Consider the following 17,189-nt stretch of genomic DNA (forward strand, 5'->3'; position numbering starts at 1 on the left):
AGAGAGGATCATTGCGTGGAACAAGGTCAGGTCAACAAGGCGCTCATTGCGCTGGTCGTCGCGGTCGCGACGATCGGCGGATTCATGTTCGGCTATGATTCGGGCGTCATCAACGGAACGCAGAAGGGGCTGGAGGCTGCGTTCGACCTTGGCCGGCTCGGTGTCGGCATCAATGTCGGTGCGATCCTCGTCGGATCGTCAATCGGCGCGTTCGGCGCGGGCCGGCTCTCCGACATGATCGGGCGCCGCAATACGATGATGGTGGCGGCGGCGCTGTTCATCTTCTCCGCACTGTTGGCGGGCGCGGCGGAATCCTCGGCGATCTTCATCTTCGCGCGGATAATCGGCGGGTTCGGCGTAGGTGCGGCCAGCGTTACCTCCCCCGTTTATATTTCCGAAGTGACACCGGCGAGCGTGCGCGGGCGACTGTCCAGCATTCAGCAGGTGATGATCATTTCCGGCCTGACCGGCGCGTTCGTCGCGAACTTCGCGCTCGCGCGCTACGCAGGTGGATCGACCGCGATCCTGTGGGGCGGTTATGAGGCCTGGCGTTGGATGTTCTGGCTGCAGGTCATTCCAGCCGCGATCTATTTCATCGCCCTGTTCTTCATCCCGGAAAGTCCGCGCTACCTGGTCGTCAAGGGCCGCGATGCGGAGGCGGAAGGCGTTCTCGCCCGGTTGTTCGGTGCGACCGAAGCGCGCCGCAAGGTGGCCGAGATTCGCGCAAGCCTCGCCGCCGACCATCATCGGCCCAAGCTGTCCGACCTGATCGACAAGGGCACCGGCAAAATCCGGCCGATCCTGTGGGTCGGCATCGGCCTTGCCGTATTCCAGCAGCTCGTCGGTATCAACGTTGTCTTCTATTATGGCGCCACGCTGTGGGAAGCGGTCGGCTTCACCGAGGATTACGCGCTCCAGACCAATATCCTGTCGGGCGTACTCTCGATCGGCGCATGCCTGCTTGCCATTGCGCTGATCGACAAGATCGGACGCAAACCGCTGCTGTTGATCGGTTCGGCCGGCATGGCGGTGACGCTGGCCGTGGTGGCCTGGGCATTCTCGACCGCAGTCACCGATGCGAGCGGCGCGGTCTCGCTGCCGGGCAATTCAGGCATCATCGCCCTTGTCGCCGCCAACCTTTACGTCATCTTCTTCAACGTCAGCTGGGGCCCGGTAATGTGGGTGATGCTGGGCGAGATGTTTCCCAATCAGATTCGCGGTTCGGCACTGGCGGTGTCGGGTTTTGCGCAGTGGATCGCCAATGCCGCGATCTCTGTCAGCTTCCCGTCGCTGGTCGTCTCGCCGGGGCTGGCGGTGACCTATATCGGCTATGCCGTCGCCGCCGCGATATCGTTCTTCTTCGTGAAGGCGATGGTCAGCGAAACGCGTGGACGCGAGTTGGAAGACATGGAGGGATGAGAATCGCCGCCGGCGACTGGGCCGCGACACTTGATCCAGAGATAGGCGGCGCGATCGCCTCGCTCACCCGGCGAGGGGTTGACGTGTTGCGCCCGACACCCGCAGGTGCGACAGGTCCGCTCGCCTTCGCCAGCTTCCCGCTCGTTCCCTATGCCAACCGGATCGCCGACGGCGCGTTCGCGTTCGATGGCCAAGTCTATCGGTTGCCGCGCAACCATGTCAGCCAGACGCACCCACTACACGGTGTGGGCTGGCTGACAGGCTGGTCGGTCGAAACGATGGATGCGACGAGCGCCACGCTCGTCCATCAGCACCATGGCGATGCCGCCTGGCCCTGGCGCTACCGAGCGACGCAACGGTTCGTACTCGACGATGGCGGGCTGCACGTCGCGCTGGCTATCACCAGTGACGATGATCGGGCGATGCCGGTCAGCCTTGGCTTCCATCCCTATTTCACTCGTGATGGTGTTCGCACGCTCGCTTTCACGGCGAAAGGCGTGTGGCGGATCGACGATGACCTGCTGCCAACCGAACACGTCGAACCGGCAGCGTTCGGAGACTGGTCGGTCGGAGTGACGGTCATACGCAGCGACCTGATCGACAATTGCTATACCGGCTGGGCGGGAAGCGCGACGATCGCGCGCGACGACGGGGTCATCACGCTGTCGGCTACAGGCACGCCGATGCTGCATCTCTATCTACCGCCGGGGGAAGACTATTTCTGTGCAGAGCCGGTGAGCGCGATGCCCGATGCGGTCAATCGCGGCGCAGCGGATATTCTCATCCCCGGCGCGCGCCGCGAGATCACGATGGCGATCCGGGGATAATCAGCCGCGCGTCCTGGCTGGTGGCCGCCGCCTTGGCGCCGCGTCGGACTGACGCCGGATCAGCGTGTAATCGAGCGTCACATGGCGCACCTCGCCACCGCCCCGCTTGGCGCGCAGCATGGCCGCGAGCAGCTCGACCGCGGCACGCGACATGTCCGCAATTGGCTGATGGATCGTCGTCAGTTCGGGCCAGATCGTCGTCGCGAGCGCACTGTCGTCGAAGCCGCAAACAGTCAGGTCACCCGGCACATCGAGCCCGCGACGATGCGCCACCGCGACCGTTGCCGCCGCCATATCGTCGTTGCTCGCGAAGATCGCCGAAGGCGGATTCTCGCGCTCGAGCAGTTCGTCCGCAGCATCGAGCCCGGAGCGATAGGTGAACAGGCCGTCGGCCACCAGATTCTCATCGAACGGCATGCCCGCTTCCGTCAAGGCGGCCCGATACCCCACCAGCCGCTCGCCGCTCGCGGTCAGGTTGGGGTTACCGGTAATGAAGCCGATCCGCGCATGGCCGAGTTCGATCAGATGGCGTGTCATTGCTTGCGCGGCACCGCGGTCATCGATCGAAATCGCGGCGCATTCGGGTGGCGGGCAACCGGTCGCAACGACGACGGTTGGCACTCGGGCCGCGATCAGCACGTCGAGCACGCTGCGTGAATCACACAATGGCGGGGGCAGGATCACGCCGTCGATGCCGCTTCCGATCATCCGCTCGACCACCCGGCGCTCATGATCGCCAAGCTCGCATTTCTCGACAATGAGCTGAATGTCCGATCGCCCAGCCTGATCGAGACTGCCGACGAGGAATTCGCTGAGATAGGCGGCGCTTGGGTTGGAATAGAGCAGCCCGAGCCGCAGTTGCGACGCACCGGCCAGGCTACGCGCCGCGCGATTGGGCGCATAGTTCAACTGGCCGATCGCGGCATTCACAGCCTCCCGCGTCGACGCGCGGACATTACTCTCGGCGTTGATCACGCGGCTGACCGTCATTGTCGAAACGCCGGCGAGCGCCGCGACATCGGCGATCGTCGGTGCGCCGCTCTGGCGGCCTGAGCCGGCGCGAGGCTTGCGGGGGTTCGTGACCATTGGCACGCATTTAGCAGGTGTTAGCGTGTTGCACAGCCTGTCTTAAAGCGGTCGCCTAGCAATTTATGGTAGCGCTAGCATAGCAATCGGTTATGCTGCCTGAAAAGCACGTGGGAGAGTGAAGATGGGACGAGCGTACCGGGCCATGCTGGGAGCCGCGCTGTGCGGCACGGCGATTGCGGCGACCGCGCAGGAGTCGACCCAGACCGTTGCCGGTGAGGCACATCCCGCACTCTGGCCGAAGGCCAAGAGCCAAGGCCTGATCGATGCCGCGACCGAGGCGAAGGTCACCGCACTGATGGTGCGGATGTCGATCGAGGAAAAGGTCGGCCAAATGATCCAGGCAGACATCGGTGCCATTACGCCCGAGGATTTGCGTCGCTATCCGCTCGGCTCGATCCTCGCGGGCGGCAGTTCACCGCCGATCGGCAGCCCGGACCGCTCCCCTGCTGCACCCTGGATCGCGACGAGCCGCGCGTTCAATGCGGTCGCGATGGAGCAGCGTCCCGGCCATGTCACCATTCCGCTGATGTTCGGGGTGGACGCGGTCCATGGTAACAACAACATCGTCGGCGCTACGATTTTCCCTCACAATATCGCGCTCGGCGCGGCGCGCGACCCCGCCCTGATCCGCCGCATCGGCGCGGTAACCGCGGAGGAAACCGCTGCCGCCGGGATCGACTGGGCGTTCGGCCCGACACTCGCTGTCCCGCAGGACGATCGCTGGGGCCGAACCTATGAAGGCTATTCGGAAGATCCCGCCATCGTCGCCTCCTATGCCGGAGCAATGATCGATGGCTTGCAGGGCCTGCCAGGCAAGGGCGGCATCCAGCGCGGTCGTGTCGCCGCATCCGCCAAGCATTTCCTGGGTGATGGCGGCACCGCGGACGGCATCGATCAGGGCGACACGCAGGTGGACGAAGCGACGCTGATCCGCATCCACGCGGCGGGTTATCCCGACGCGATCAACCATGGCACGATGACGGTAATGGCCAGCTTCTCGAGCTGGAACGGCATCAAGATGCACGGCAACAAGAGCCTGTTGACCGATGTGCTGAAGGGCCGGATGGGCTTTGACGGCTTCGTCGTCGGCGACTGGAACGGCCATGGCCAGGTGCCCGGTTGCACCAATACCGACTGCCCTGCTACCTTCAACGCTGGGCTCGACATGGCGATGGCGCCCGATAGCTGGAAGGGCATGTACGAAACGACCCTCGCTGCGGCGAAGGCGGGGACGATTCCGATGGCGCGCATCGATGATGCGGTGCGCCGCATCCTGCGGGTCAAGATGAAGCTCGGACTGTTCGATCCGGCACGACCTTGGGAGGCGAAGAGCGATACGATCGGATCTGCCACGCACCGTGCGGTTGCGCGCGATGCCGTGGCGAAAAGCCTCGTACTCCTGAAGAACAGAGGCGTGCTGCCGATCAAGGCGAGCGCTAACATCCTGGTCGCGGGCGACGCCGCTGACGATATCGGCCGCCAGTCCGGCGGATGGACGCTGTCATGGCAGGGCGACGGCAACACCAATGCCGACTTCCCGGGTGCCACCTCGATTTACGCCGGCATCGCCGAGGCGGCGAAGGCGGGCGGCGGCACCGCGACACTCTCACCCGATGGCAGCTTCACGGCCAAACCCGATGTTGCGATCGTGGTGTTCGGCGAACTGCCCTATGCCGAAATGCGCGGCGACGTCCGCACGCTGGAATTCGAGGCGGGCGACAAGCAGGCGCTGGCGCTGCTCAAAAAACTGAAGGCGGCGGGCGTGCCGACCGTCTCCGTCTTCCTGTCCGGCCGTCCGCTCTGGGTGAATCCGGAAATGAACCAGTCGGATGCGTTTGTCGCGGCCTGGTTCCCGGGTTCGGAAGGCGCCGGGATCGCCGATGTGCTGATTGGCGGCAAGCGCGATTTCACCGGGCGGCTATCCTATAGCTGGCCCAAAACCGCAGGGCAGTTCACGCTTAACAAGGGCACCCCCGGCTATGATCCCCTGTTCGCGTTCGGCCATGGCCTCAGCTACGCCAAGGGGGGGCAGTGTCCCCGCGCTGAGCGAGGTGGCGGGTGTCGATGCAAGCCTTGCCAATACCAGCCTGTTCTTCACGCGTGGCAAGGTGCCCGCACCGTTCTCACTGGCAATCGATGCAGGTGTCCAGCGTAGCGCGGCCGACAGTGCGACCACGCAGGAAGGTGCGGTGCAATTCACCTGGACACAGGCCGGCACGGCACGGATCACCGGCCCGGAACTGGCGCTGGTCCGTGAGGTCAATGGCGATCTCAACCTGCAGATCACGTACCGCACGATAAAGGCGCCGGCCGGGCCCGCCATGCTGTCGCTCGGCGGCGGCAAGGTTGATATCGGCCCCATCATCTCTGCCACGAGCGGGTGGCAGGTGCTGCGCGTGCCGCTCAAATGCTTCCGCGACAAGGGTGCGAACATGGCCGCAGTGACCGAGCCAATGGCGCTGACAGCGACCGCGCCGTTTTCGATCGCAATCTCGGACCTTCGGCTCGCGACCGATCCCGCCGGCGCGGTGTGCCCAAAATGAGCGGCCCCACGCGACGCACGGTGATCACCGGGCTGGCCACGGCAGCGCTTGCCGCCCCGCTATTTGCGCAGGGCAAGCCCGACGAGACGATCGCGCTATGGCCCGGCACCGCCCCCGGGGCGCCCGCGAAGCTCCCGATCCGCAAGATCGAACAGCGTTCCACCAAGGCGGACTTCAACGATCGCTGGATCACCGGCGTCGATCGACCGATGCTGACCGTCCGCCGCCCGGCAACGCCTAACGGCAGCGCGGTCATGCTTATTCCCGGCGGCGGCTATGCCTTTCTCGCCTGGGATAATGAAGGCGAGGAGCAGGCCCGCTGGCTGACCGCGCTAGGAATCACCTGCTTCATCCTCACTTATCGCCTGCCCGGCGAGGGTTGGGCGGATCGTGCGACCGTACCATTGGCCGATGCGCAGCGCGGCTTGCGGCTGATCCGCGCCCATGCGGGCAGCTATGGAGTCGACCCGAAACGCATCTCGGTACTCGGCTTTTCGGCCGGTGGACATCTCGCCGGGAGCCTCGCGACGCGCCATGCGGAAACGGCATATGCGCCGGTCGACGGCGCCGACCATTTTTCGGCGCGGCCCGATCTGGCCGGGCTGATCTATCCCGTGGTGAGTCTGGCGGCGCCCTTCACCCATGGCGGTAGCCGCGACATGCTGTTCGGCCCAGCGCAGAGCGCTGCGACGCTCCAGGCCGCCTCGGTCGAAACGCGCGTCACCGCGGATACGCCGCCGATCTTTCTGACTCATGCCAGCGACGACGGGCTCGTTCCCATTGCCAACAGCATCGCGCTCTATCAGGCGATGCTCGATGCAAAGCGCCCCGCCGAACTGCACGCTTTCGACCAGGGCGGGCATGGTTTCGGCGCGCGGCTTCCCAAAACGGTTCCAGCTTCGGCCTGGCCATCCCTGTTTACGGCCTATGCCAAACGCAGCGGCGTGTTTCCGGCATGAAGCGCGCGGCACTGTTCCTGCTTACCGCCACGCTGATCGCGGCGGATGCGCCACCTTATCAGAGCAGCCCCGCGCGCCTTGCCGTCGTCGAAACGCGGGACTGGGGACCTTGGGGCGGACCGTTTCGGGCGAAGTTAGTACCGGCACTGATGCGGGATTTCGGCGAGCGTTATATCTACGCTCCTGCCAACGCCGCGTTGCCGCCCCCGACACGAGGTGAGCATCGCGTGGTTTTCCTCGGCGATTCGATCACTGACATGTGGAATCTGTCGTCGGCATTCCCCGGCAAGCCCTATATCAATCGCGGCATCGGCGCGCAGGTGACCGCGCAAATGCTGGTCCGGTTTGAGACCGATGTCGTCGCGCTCAAACCTTCCGCGGTGATCATCCTCGCCGGCACCAACGACGTATCGGGATTCCTCCAGGTCGAAACGCCCGCGACGATCCTCGCCAACATCACCGCGATGGCGGACATCGCCGATGCGCGCGGTATCCGCATCATTTTGTCGTCGATCCTGCCGGTCAATGATTACACCGACAATGCGCGTCACGTCGTGAAGGAGCGCCCGCCGGAAACGCTCCGCGCGATCAACGTCGCTCTGCGCGACCTCGCCCGCCACCGTGGCTATGTCTACGCGGATTACGCCGCGCCGCTGGCGGACAAGCGCGGACTGCTGTGCGCGGAGTGCACCGGTGATGGCCTGCATCCCAACTCCATGGGGTATACGCGGATGGCGCCGGTCGCCGCAGCCGCGATCACCAGCGCGCTTCGATCTTCAGCGCCGCGGCGCGACCACCACAGGGGGAAATGATCATGCGCCTTGGCACCACGGCGTTCGCCGCGCTCCTGGCTACGTCTTTCGCGCTTCCAACCATGGCCCAGACCGCGCCGACGGCGATCACGATTCCACCCAAATACAAGAATTTCCGCGCCGCCATCTATATCGCGGTCGGCGATGCGCGGCGGCTCGCCGACCGTGCGACGTTCGACCGGCAATATGCCCGCGCGGCCAGCCAGCTTCACTTCGACAAGGTCTATATCGAGGCGTACCGCGACCGCGATTTCGCGACCGATGACGAGCTCGAACGGGTGAAAAGCTATTTCGCCGAAAAGGGTATCGCGACCGCCGGCGGCATCACGCTGGCGGCGGGCGGTGAGGGCGGACAGTTCGGCACTTTCGACTATGAAAAACCCGCCGACCGCGCCGAATGCGAAAAAGCGGTGCGCCTCGCCGCCAGGCATTTCGACGAGGTGATCCTGGACGATTTCTTCTTCTACACCTCAAAAAGCGATGCCGACATCGCCGCCAAAGGAAAGCAGAGCTGGACCCAATACCGGCTGGAGACGATGCGCAAGGTTTCGCGCGATCTCGTCCTGGCCCCCGCCCATGCGGTCAATCCTCGCGTGAAGATGGTGATCAAATACCCGAACTGGTACGAACATTTCCAGGGACTCGGCTATGATCTCGATCAGCAAGCGCAGGCGTTCGACGGCATCTATACCGGCACCGAGACACGCGATCCGACGCTGACTGACCAGTTGCTCCAGCAATATGAGAGCTATGGGATCATCCGCTATTACGGCAACATCCGCCCCGGCGGGAATGGCGGTGGCTGGGTCGACACCTTTTCGACACGCGACTTGGATCGCTACGCCGAGCAGCTCTGGGACACGCTGTTCGCCAAGGCGCCGGAGATCACGTTGTTCAACTGGCATCCAATGTCCGAGGATGCCGCCGCCGAAGCCGGGCAGCGTCCCTGGGCGAATGCGCAGACGAGTTTCGATTGGGAGGCCGAACAACGCCGGTGGCGCGCAAGCGGCGCCCGCCTTCCCGCCGGCTGGGGCCGCGCCGCGGGCTATGCGCTGGAGACGGTGGACAGCGTGCTCGGCGAGTTGGGCCAGCCGATCGGCATTGCGAGCTACAAGCCATATCAGTCGAGTGGCGAGGATTTTCTGCACAATTATCTCGGTACCATAGGCCTGCCGATCGAGCTTTCCCCGCACTTTCCCGAAGCTGCAAAGACGATGTTGCTGACCGAAGCCGCAGCCGCCGACCCAATGATCGTCGCAAAAATCCAGCGCGCGCTGAAGCGCGGCGCGACCGTCATCGTCACATCGGGGCTCGTCGAAAAGCTGCAGGATCGTGGCTTTCGCGACCTCGCCGAATGGGTACCGACCGGGCGGCGCGTGCTGATCGACCAGTTCGTTCAGGGCTATGGCGCGGGCAACGGCACCCCGCTTAACGCGACCGAAGGCACGCAGAAGCCGATCCTGTTCCCCGACATCCGCTTCTATACCAACGATAGCTGGGCAATCGTGCGCGGTGTGGCAGGTGCCAAAGGCTTTCCGCTGATCCTGATGAACCGCTATTCGGCAGGCACACTCTATATGCTGACCGTGCCCGAAAACCCGGCCGACCTCTATGCCATGCCGCCAGCGATGCTGGCGCAAATCCGCAAGGTGGCGAGCAGCGATATGCCGGTGATGATCGAGGCGCCCGCGCATGTCTCCTTGTTCGCCTATGACAATGACACGTTCGTCGTGCAGTCTTTCCGCGGCGAGACGACACCGGTCGCCGTCCACGCGGCGGGACGACAACTTGTCGAGCTGCCGTCGGGCACAATTGTTTCGGCGACCGCCCCGATTGCCGGCAGCGCAACAGCCGCTCCCGATCGGGCGGATTTCGCCCTCACGCTTCCGCCGCATTCGTTTCGTGTCTTCAGGATCGTTCGCTGAGTTGCTTTGCCAGATGCCCTGCCAGCGCGCGGCGTTCCGCGTCGGATAGATCGCCGAGTACCCCGCGCGCCGATTTCGGGAGGTGCGCGGCGGGTGCATCGTCGAACACCAGATGGTCGAACAGCGGACGCCACGCCGCCCGACGACTCGCCGATAATGCGCGCATCGTCGCGAGCGCGTGAAGGAGCGCGTCGACCGGCCAAAGCGGCTCGGCCTGCGGGTTCCACCAGTAATTGATGAGCACACTCAGCGGATCGAGTGAACGGACCGAATGCCACCACAGATACGGGATGTAGATCGCGTCGCCGGGCGCAAGTTCGGCCGTTTCGGCTACCGCCAGCGCATCGGCGAAGCGTGGGTATCGCGCGAGATCCGGCGCATCGACGCGGACCATGCTGACCGGCGTGCCGGCCGGTGTCACTTCGAGCGGGCCGATATACATGTTTGCCGCCTGGTCTGGCGGGAACAGCGTGAAGTGCCGCCGCCCGCCGACCACGCAGGCGATATTGTCGCTCGAATCATAATGGGTCGCAACATGGATATGGTTGCCGATCCAGATCCGTGGTCGGATCGTTTCGGGTAGCAGGGACAGGACATTGGCCTCCGCAAAGCCCGGCAGCACGACATCTGTCGGCGCGGATTGCATCGCAAGCGCGAGCGCCGGCGCCGTGCCCTTCTGCTGCGCGAGTTGATCAAGCACATCACCCAGCGGCGCATCGCGGCGGCCGAAGTTCATGCCCCCCATATCCTCGCGATAGAAAAAATACCCTCCGATCGAGGGTAGACCGACGACACATGACGCGGGGTGCGCACTGGCGCCATCACGCAGATACGCATCGAGCCGCCCTGCCCGCTCCGCCGCGACTGAGGGCCAGTCCGAAACCTGGCCACGCAGCACTATCGGGCGTGCGGCAGCGACGATTCCGTCCAGTTCATCCGGCGTAGCGGGTCCACGTTCGGGAACGGTGCGCATTGAGCCTCTCTCCTGCCGTTGCCTATATGGGGCATCATGTTAGCGGTCCACATATTGTTGCATATTGCTGTTGCTACCGGTTCGGCCCAATGCTAACAATCGCCAGCTTGTTTGATTCAGGTGGGCAAGCAACATACGAGCCGATTCACCGCGCCGGGTTGTGATAGCGCTATCATCACACAGGCGCAGGTAGGATTGCCGGGTAATAAATGCCGTCCCTGATCGAGGACGGTTCAGGAGGGGAACTGAAATGAGGGCTGTCACAACTATATCTGCGGGCGTCGCACGCCGGCTTGAAATTCGTGCTCTGCGCGCCGGGGCATCCGTTGCCGCGCTGACTATTATCGCCCTGTCCGCCCCCGCCTTTGCACAGGAACAGGCTGTCGCGAACCAGCCTGCCGACCAAAACATCGACCCCACTGGGGTTGGCGATACCGAGGGCGATATCGTCGTCACCGGTATCCGTGCATCGCTCGAAGGTGCTCGCGACCGAAAGCGCAATGCTGAGCAGCTCGTCGACTCGATCACCGCGCAGGATATCGGCGCGCTGCCCGACCGCTCGGTGTCCGAAGCGCTGCAGCGCATCCCGGGCATAACGCTCCAGCGCACCAACGAGAATCGCGACCCCGCGCGTCTCTCTGCCGAAGGCGGCGGCGTGTTCATCCGCGGTCTTTCCTTCGTTCGCTCCGAACTCAACGGGCGCGACGTGTTCTCCGCCAACAACGGCCGCGGCCTTTCTTTCGAAGACGTCTCGGCCGACCTGCTCGGCGGTGTCGATGTTTACAAGAACCCTTCGGCGGAACTGGTCGAAGGTGGCATAGGCGGCATCGTCAATTTACGTACACGCAAGCCTTTCGACGCCAGCGGCTATATCTTCGCCTTCTCCGGGGACTCGACCTATGGCGATCTGCTCAACAAGAGCTTCCAGTCCGGCAACATACTGGGCAGCGGGCGTTGGAAAACACCGGTCGGTGAGATCGGCGTGCTGCTGTCCTACTCCATCGGCAATGTCGGCAATCGGACCGACAGCATCAGCGCCGGACGTTATGACCGCGCCGAGCTCGACAATGCGCAAGACGGTCTTCCCGCGGGGGCGAACGTCTATGTACCCGCCGGCATGGGTTTCCGTCGTATCGACTGGAAGCAACGGCGCACCGCCTTTGACGGATCGATCCAATGGAAACCGAGCGACACGCTGCTGATCACCGGTGAAGCGTTGATCTCGAAAGCCACTCCGCAAGACATTGAATATGCGGTGGGCGACTATGATACGCCGAACCCCAACCTTCGAGACAACAACCTTCAGTTGGTGAACACTGGCCTGCGCTACAACGACGACCACGTTCTCGAAGCCGGCACGCTCAACAACCGCAACCTGAACTTCGACACGCGCTCGGGCAAGCAGGTCAAGAAGACCCGCGACTATTCGCTCAACCTGCGCTGGACGCCCGACGACCATTGGTCGTTCGGTGCGGATGTTCAGTATGTGAAGTCGACCGCGCAGGTGTACAGCATGACCGCGTTCACTCAGGTCGGCACGCCCGCGACGATCGATTTCGACTTCAGCAGCGGCAATCCGTCGCTCAGCATTTCTCCGACCGCCGCCGGTGGCACACTGACCGACCGCAGCCTGTACTGGTGGGCCGCGGCGATGGATCATATCGAGGACAACGAAGCGCATGAATGGGCAGAACGCGCCGATGTCGAATATACATTCACCGAGAATGATTTCCTGAAATCGTTCCGGATCGGCGCACGGGCTACCGATCGCAATGCGATCACGCGTCAGACCGGTTACAACTGGTCGCTGCTGTCGGCCCAATATTGGGGCGGCGGCCCCCAGATCTATCTCAACCAGACCGGCCTCACCGGTGCGAACGGGCTTCCTGTTCCAGGCGCGCTGCAAAACCCAGGGCTGCCCAATCAGACCATGTTCCAGCCGTATAACAACTTTTTCCGCGGGAACGTACCGTCGATCGGGCCGGGCTTCTGGTTTCCAAGTGCCAGCCTTGTCAGCAACGGCACCGCCAATGCCTATAGCTATTTGCGTGCCACCCAGGCCGCTGGCTGGGGCTGGGCTCCACTCTCCAGCGATTATTCGCTGGCTGCGCCGGCCGGCGACAATGTCTCGGGCGGTATCAACGACCAGAGTGAAAAGACCTATGCCGGCTATGCGCTGCTGCGCTTCGGCCAGGACGCCGGCATGCTTGGCCATTTCGATGGCAATATCGGCGTGCGCGTGATCAAGACCGAAACCGGCGCAACGGGGTCGGCGCTGCGCGTCGGCACGATCACCAACCCGAATTGCACCGTCGGCACCGGTGGTGCGACACAAGCGGATTGTAACCTGCTCGCTCAGGCAATTGCATTCACCCAAGGTAATATCGGCGCGCTGACGCAGGATACGAGCGGCAGCTACACCGACACTCTGCCGAGCCTGAATCTGCGCTTCTTCCTGAAGGACAACCTCCAGCTGCGCTTCGCCGCAGCCAAGGCGATCGTCCGTCCGACCTTCGCACAGCTTAATCCTTTCACGTCGCTAAGCTTCTCGTTCGATGCGAACGGCATTGCCAACGGCGTCGGCGTCAACGGGCGACGCACGGCGTTCACCGGCACCGCAGGCAATCCCGACCTGAAACCGACCCGGTCGAATCAGTTCGACACCAGCCTGGAATATTATTTCGGGCGGTCGAACAGCCTGACATTCGCGGCCTTCTACAAGCGGATCAGCAATTATATCTTCGCCGGCACGACGCAGCAGACCTATACCAGTAACGGTCAAACCGTCACGTTCGACGTAACCCAGCAGACCAACGGCTCACGCGGCACGATCAAAGGCTTCGAAGTCGGCTACACCCAATTCTTCGACGGCCTGCCTGGAGCGCTGAGCGGGCTCGGCTTCCAAGGCAACTTCACCTTCGTCGACTCGACCGGTGGCAAGAACACCGCAATCAACGTGTTCGACGCCAATCAGACAACCCAGGCAGCGAAGGCGTTGCCACTTGAAGGTCTGTCGAAATACTCCTTCAATGTAACCGGCATCTATGAGAAATACGGTATCTCGGCACGCCTCGCATATAACTGGCGATCGACTTATCTGTTGACCACGTCGGCTGCGAACATCAACTTCCCGGTCTGGTCTGAAAGTTATGGCCAGCTCGACGGATCGATCCTCTACGCCGTCGACAAACACTTCAAGATCGGCGTTCAGGGTACCAACCTGCTCAATTCGCGAACATTCCTGGATGTCGGCGATCCGGATCTGAAACCGCGCTATAGCTGGACCGATTCAGACCGCCGCTTCTCGATCCTGGTGCGCGGCGTCTTCTAGGCGCTGCCCATCTCGCGCCCCGGCCCTCCCAGGACCGAGGCGTTTTGCTATCGATGGAAGCACCGCGCGAGACCCGATATTGACGGCGCTCGAAACGAACGATCCTTTAGGCATTGGCTATTCGTTATTGGGAGAAGCCTTGTGACCGCCACGCAACGCATCGTCATCGTCGGTGGCGGCACCGCCGGGTGGATGGCCGCCGCACTGTTCGCGCGATTTCGCCCTGCCCCTTATGCGCAAATCACCTTGGTCGAATCCGACGCGATCGGCACGATCGGCGTCGGCGAGGCGACCGTGCCGCTGATCCAGCATTTGAACCAGGTGCTCGGCATCCATGAGCCGGATTTCGTCGCGGCGACGCAGGGCACGTTCAAGCTCGGCATCGAATTCGTCGATTGGTGCCGGGTCGGCAACCGCCATTTCCACGGCTTTGGCGACTATGGCGAAGACATTGATGGCGTCCCCCCGCACCATCACTGGCTGCGCCTCCACGCCGCCGGGATGCCGGAGCCGATCGAGCATTGGTCAATGCCCTGGGCGGCCGCTTCGCGCGACCGGTTCGCGCCGCCACAGGCAATGAACGGCGCTGCCGCCGCCTTCAAACATGCCTATCATTTCGACGCCGGGCTCTATGCGCAATTGCTGCGCCGCCATGCAGAAGCCAACGGAGTGACCCGCATCGAGGGGCGGATTGCCCAGGTTCTGCGTGACGGCGAGAGCGGTGACGTAACCGCCCTCAACCTCGACGGCGGACGCGAGATTGCAGGGGATGTGTTCATCGACTGCTCGGGCTTTGTAAGCCTGTTGCTCGGCCGCACGCTCGGGGTGGATTTCGTCGACTGGACGCACTGGCTGCCTTGCGACCGTGCGATGGCGGTCGGGTCGGCCCGCGGCGGGCGCTTCACGCCTTTCACTCGCTCGACCGCGCGCGCAGCCGGTTGGCAATGGCGCATCCCGCTTCAGCATCGTTCCGGCAACGGCATGGTCTATGCCAGCCGCCATCTGTCCGATGACGAGGCCGCAGCGACCCTGCTCGCCAATCTCGACGGCGCACCACTAGGGGACCCTCGCCCGCTCAAATTCACCACTGGCCGTCGCGCGAGATTCTGGGAACATAATGTCGTCGCGATCGGGCTTGCCGCGGGGTTCATGGAGCCGCTCGAATCGACGAGTATCCAGCTGATCCAGACGGGCCTGGCACGATTGATCGAGCTGCTGCCATCGGGCGTGATCGACCCGGCGATCGTCACCGAATATAATCGCCAGACGATCACCGAATATGAACGGATTCGGGATTTCCTGATCGCGCATTATTGCCTCACCCAGCGCGACGAGCCGCTATGGCAGGAATGCCGCGCGATGACGCTGCCGGATACGCTTGCACACAAGCTGGCGACCTGGGACGCGTCGGCGCGGGTACCGCTCTATGATCTCGAATCGCACCAGGAACCAAGCTGGGTCGCGATCCTGACCGGCCAGGAGCGTTTGCCGCGGGGATGGGACGCGACCGCCGGCCAGACCGATGCGACCCGGCTTGCAGCACTTTTCGCCGAACGCCGTGACGCCCTGGCTCGTGCCGCCGAAAAGATGCCGCCGCATGATCGCTTCATTGAGCGAACCTGCATGGCGATAGCCGCATGAAAGACAACCGGATCGCACGGTAACCGAGTCTGCCCTGCGGTTGAGGCAATATTCCGTTGAAGGTCGATCGATGACAGCTTCTCACACCCCGGCACGCTGGGTCCGGCAGGCCGTGCTCGCCGGAGCCTTCGCGATCGCGAGCCTCGTTCCGGCGGCAACGTTCGCGCAGGCGCGCACGATCGATGTGGACCTTGCCCGTGCAGGAGCCCCGCTCGACCAGTCGTTCAAACTTTCGGTGGGATCCGATTTCCCGGGTACCCTCGATCGCCCGGACAGTCTGGCGCAGTTGAAGACCGCGGTGGACGAACTCGGCTTCCGCTATGTCCGCTTCCACGCGCCGTTCCACGACGTGCTCGGTACGGTGAAGCTGCGGGATGGGCGCATCGTCTACGACTGGACTGGACTCGACCGCCTGTTCGACGCTCTCCGCGCGCGCCGCATCAAGCCGTTCGTCGAGCTGGGCTTCACACCCGAGGCAATCGCGACATCAAAGCAGACGATCTTCTACTGGAAGGGCAACACCTCGCACCCCAAACCGAAGGAATGGGCAGCGCTGGTCGATGCCTTTGTCCGGCATATGCGGGCGCGCTACGGCAAGGCCGAGGTGCGAACCTGGTTCTTCGAGGTTTGGAATGAACCCAATCTCGACGGCTTCTGGGAGAAGGCGGACAAACAAGCCTATTTCGAATTGTACGAATCCAGCGCCCGCACGATCAAGGCGATCGATCCCGCGCTGCGCGTCGGCGGGCCCGCCACTGCAGGCGCGGCGTGGGTGCCCGAATTCCTCGACCGCGCGGCGAAGCGCCGCATCCCGGTCGATTTCGTCACGACGCACACCTATGGCGTCGATGGCGGTTTCCTCGATGAAAAGGGCCAGGACGACAACAAGCTGTCGTCCGACCCCGCCGCGATCATCGGCGACGTGCGCAAGGTGCGCCGCGAAATCGACGCGACGGGGTTCAAGGGGCTGCCATTGTATTTCACCGAGTGGAGCGCGAGCTACAGCCCGCGCGATCCGGTGCACGACAGCTATATCAGCGCCGCCTATATCCTGACCAAACTGCACGACACGCGCGGGCTGGCGCAGGGTATGAGCTACTGGACCTACAGTGACCTGTTCGAGGAGCCCGGGCCGCCACCGACCCCCTTCCACGGCGGCTTTGGGCTGATGAATCGTGAAGGAATCCGCAAGCCTGCCTGGTTCGCCTACAAGTATCTCAATGCGCTGAAGGGTCGCGAGATCGCCACCCGCGACGCTTCCTCGATCGCGGCGACGGCGGGCGGTAAGACCGGCGTGCTGCTGTGGAACTGGCGACAGCCGGTACAGGGGACCAGCAACCGGCCGTTCTTTACCAGAATATTGCCCCCGACCGACGGTCCGGCCACCACGCTCCGCTTCGCCGGGCTGACGCCGGGCCGTTACCGCGTGACGTTGCACCGCACCGGGTTCCGCGCCAATGACGCGCACACGCGTTATCTGGAGATGGGATCGCCCGCGTCGCTCGACGCGAAGCAACTCGCCGAGCTGCAAGCGCTGACCCGCGACCTGCCCGAAACCAGCGGCATCGTGCGAATTGGCCGCGATGGGCGCCATGCACTGGATGTGCCGATGCGAAGCAACGACGTCGTGCTGGCGACGATCGAACCCATCCACCGCGGCAAGAAATAAG

General features: G+C 63.5%; 10 protein-coding genes and 1 pseudogene. 9 read left to right on the plus strand and 2 right to left on the minus strand.

What is annotated here, in order from left to right; all coding sequences use genetic code 11:
* The first annotated feature begins 15 nt into the window (after positions 1 to 15).
* A complete protein-coding gene (locus tag H3Z74_RS12345; protein WP_187759967.1) occupies positions 16 to 1,419 on the plus strand; it encodes a sugar porter family MFS transporter in 1,404 nt (467 codons plus the stop codon).
* The gene (locus H3Z74_RS12350) at positions 1,416 to 2,246 is read left to right on the plus strand and encodes an aldose 1-epimerase (protein ID WP_187759968.1); all 831 of its coding nucleotides are present in this window, start codon (positions 1,416 to 1,418) and stop codon (positions 2,244 to 2,246) included. The genes H3Z74_RS12345 and H3Z74_RS12350 overlap by 4 nt, the downstream gene beginning before the upstream one ends.
* Here the strand turns inward: H3Z74_RS12350 and H3Z74_RS12355 are convergent, their stop codons facing one another.
* Positions 2,247 to 3,332, minus strand: coding sequence for a LacI family DNA-binding transcriptional regulator (locus H3Z74_RS12355; protein ID WP_187759969.1), 1,086 nt, complete (start codon positions 3,330 to 3,332; stop codon positions 2,247 to 2,249).
* Positions 3,333 to 3,456: 124 nt separating this feature from the next.
* Here H3Z74_RS12355 and H3Z74_RS12360 point away from each other — a divergent pair.
* The 4 genes and pseudogenes from H3Z74_RS12360 (at position 3,457) to H3Z74_RS12375 (ending at position 9,574) form a co-directional block, all read left to right on the plus strand.
* Positions 3,457 to 5,878: pseudogene (locus H3Z74_RS12360) on the plus strand (glycoside hydrolase family 3 protein).
* Positions 5,875 to 6,837, plus strand: a complete 963-nt coding sequence (locus tag H3Z74_RS12365) for an alpha/beta hydrolase (RefSeq protein ID WP_187759970.1) — start codon at positions 5,875 to 5,877, stop codon at positions 6,835 to 6,837. Before H3Z74_RS12360 ends, H3Z74_RS12365 begins: the two are co-directional and overlap by 4 nt.
* A complete protein-coding gene (locus H3Z74_RS12370) occupies positions 6,834 to 7,649 on the plus strand; it encodes a GDSL-type esterase/lipase family protein (protein WP_187759971.1) in 816 nt (271 codons plus the stop codon). The genes H3Z74_RS12365 and H3Z74_RS12370 overlap by 4 nt, the downstream gene beginning before the upstream one ends.
* Before the next feature lie 2 nt (positions 7,650 to 7,651).
* Positions 7,652 to 9,574, plus strand: coding sequence for a hypothetical protein (locus H3Z74_RS12375; RefSeq protein WP_229726542.1), 1,923 nt, complete (start codon positions 7,652 to 7,654; stop codon positions 9,572 to 9,574).
* On the opposite strand, the gene H3Z74_RS12380 is transcribed toward H3Z74_RS12375, so the two are convergent.
* Positions 9,558 to 10,547 (minus strand): cupin-like domain-containing protein, encoded by a 990-nt coding sequence (locus tag H3Z74_RS12380; RefSeq protein WP_187759973.1) that lies wholly within the window; start codon positions 10,545 to 10,547, stop codon positions 9,558 to 9,560. The genes H3Z74_RS12375 and H3Z74_RS12380 overlap by 17 nt on opposite strands.
* A gap of 250 nt (positions 10,548 to 10,797) precedes the next feature.
* Here H3Z74_RS12380 and H3Z74_RS12385 point away from each other — a divergent pair, with 250 nt between their 5' ends.
* The 3 genes from H3Z74_RS12385 (at position 10,798) to H3Z74_RS12395 (ending at position 17,188) form a co-directional block, all read left to right on the plus strand.
* Positions 10,798 to 13,878 (plus strand): TonB-dependent receptor, encoded by a 3,081-nt coding sequence (locus tag H3Z74_RS12385; protein WP_187759974.1) that lies wholly within the window; start codon positions 10,798 to 10,800, stop codon positions 13,876 to 13,878.
* 141 nt (positions 13,879 to 14,019) lie between these two features.
* Entirely contained in the window at positions 14,020 to 15,519 is a 1,500-nt protein-coding gene (locus H3Z74_RS12390; protein ID WP_187759975.1) for a tryptophan halogenase family protein, read from the plus strand.
* A 70-nt stretch (positions 15,520 to 15,589) separates the two neighbouring features.
* Positions 15,590 to 17,188 carry a GH39 family glycosyl hydrolase gene (locus H3Z74_RS12395; protein WP_187759976.1) on the plus strand — a complete coding sequence of 533 codons (1,599 nt, stop codon included), beginning with the start codon at positions 15,590 to 15,592 and terminating at the stop codon, positions 17,186 to 17,188.
* Position 17,189 lies beyond the last annotated feature (1 nt).

Origin of the sequence: Sphingomonas alpina, from assembly GCF_014490665.1 — a bacterium.
GTDB classification, from domain to species: Bacteria; Pseudomonadota; Alphaproteobacteria; order Sphingomonadales; family Sphingomonadaceae; genus Sphingomonas; species Sphingomonas alpina.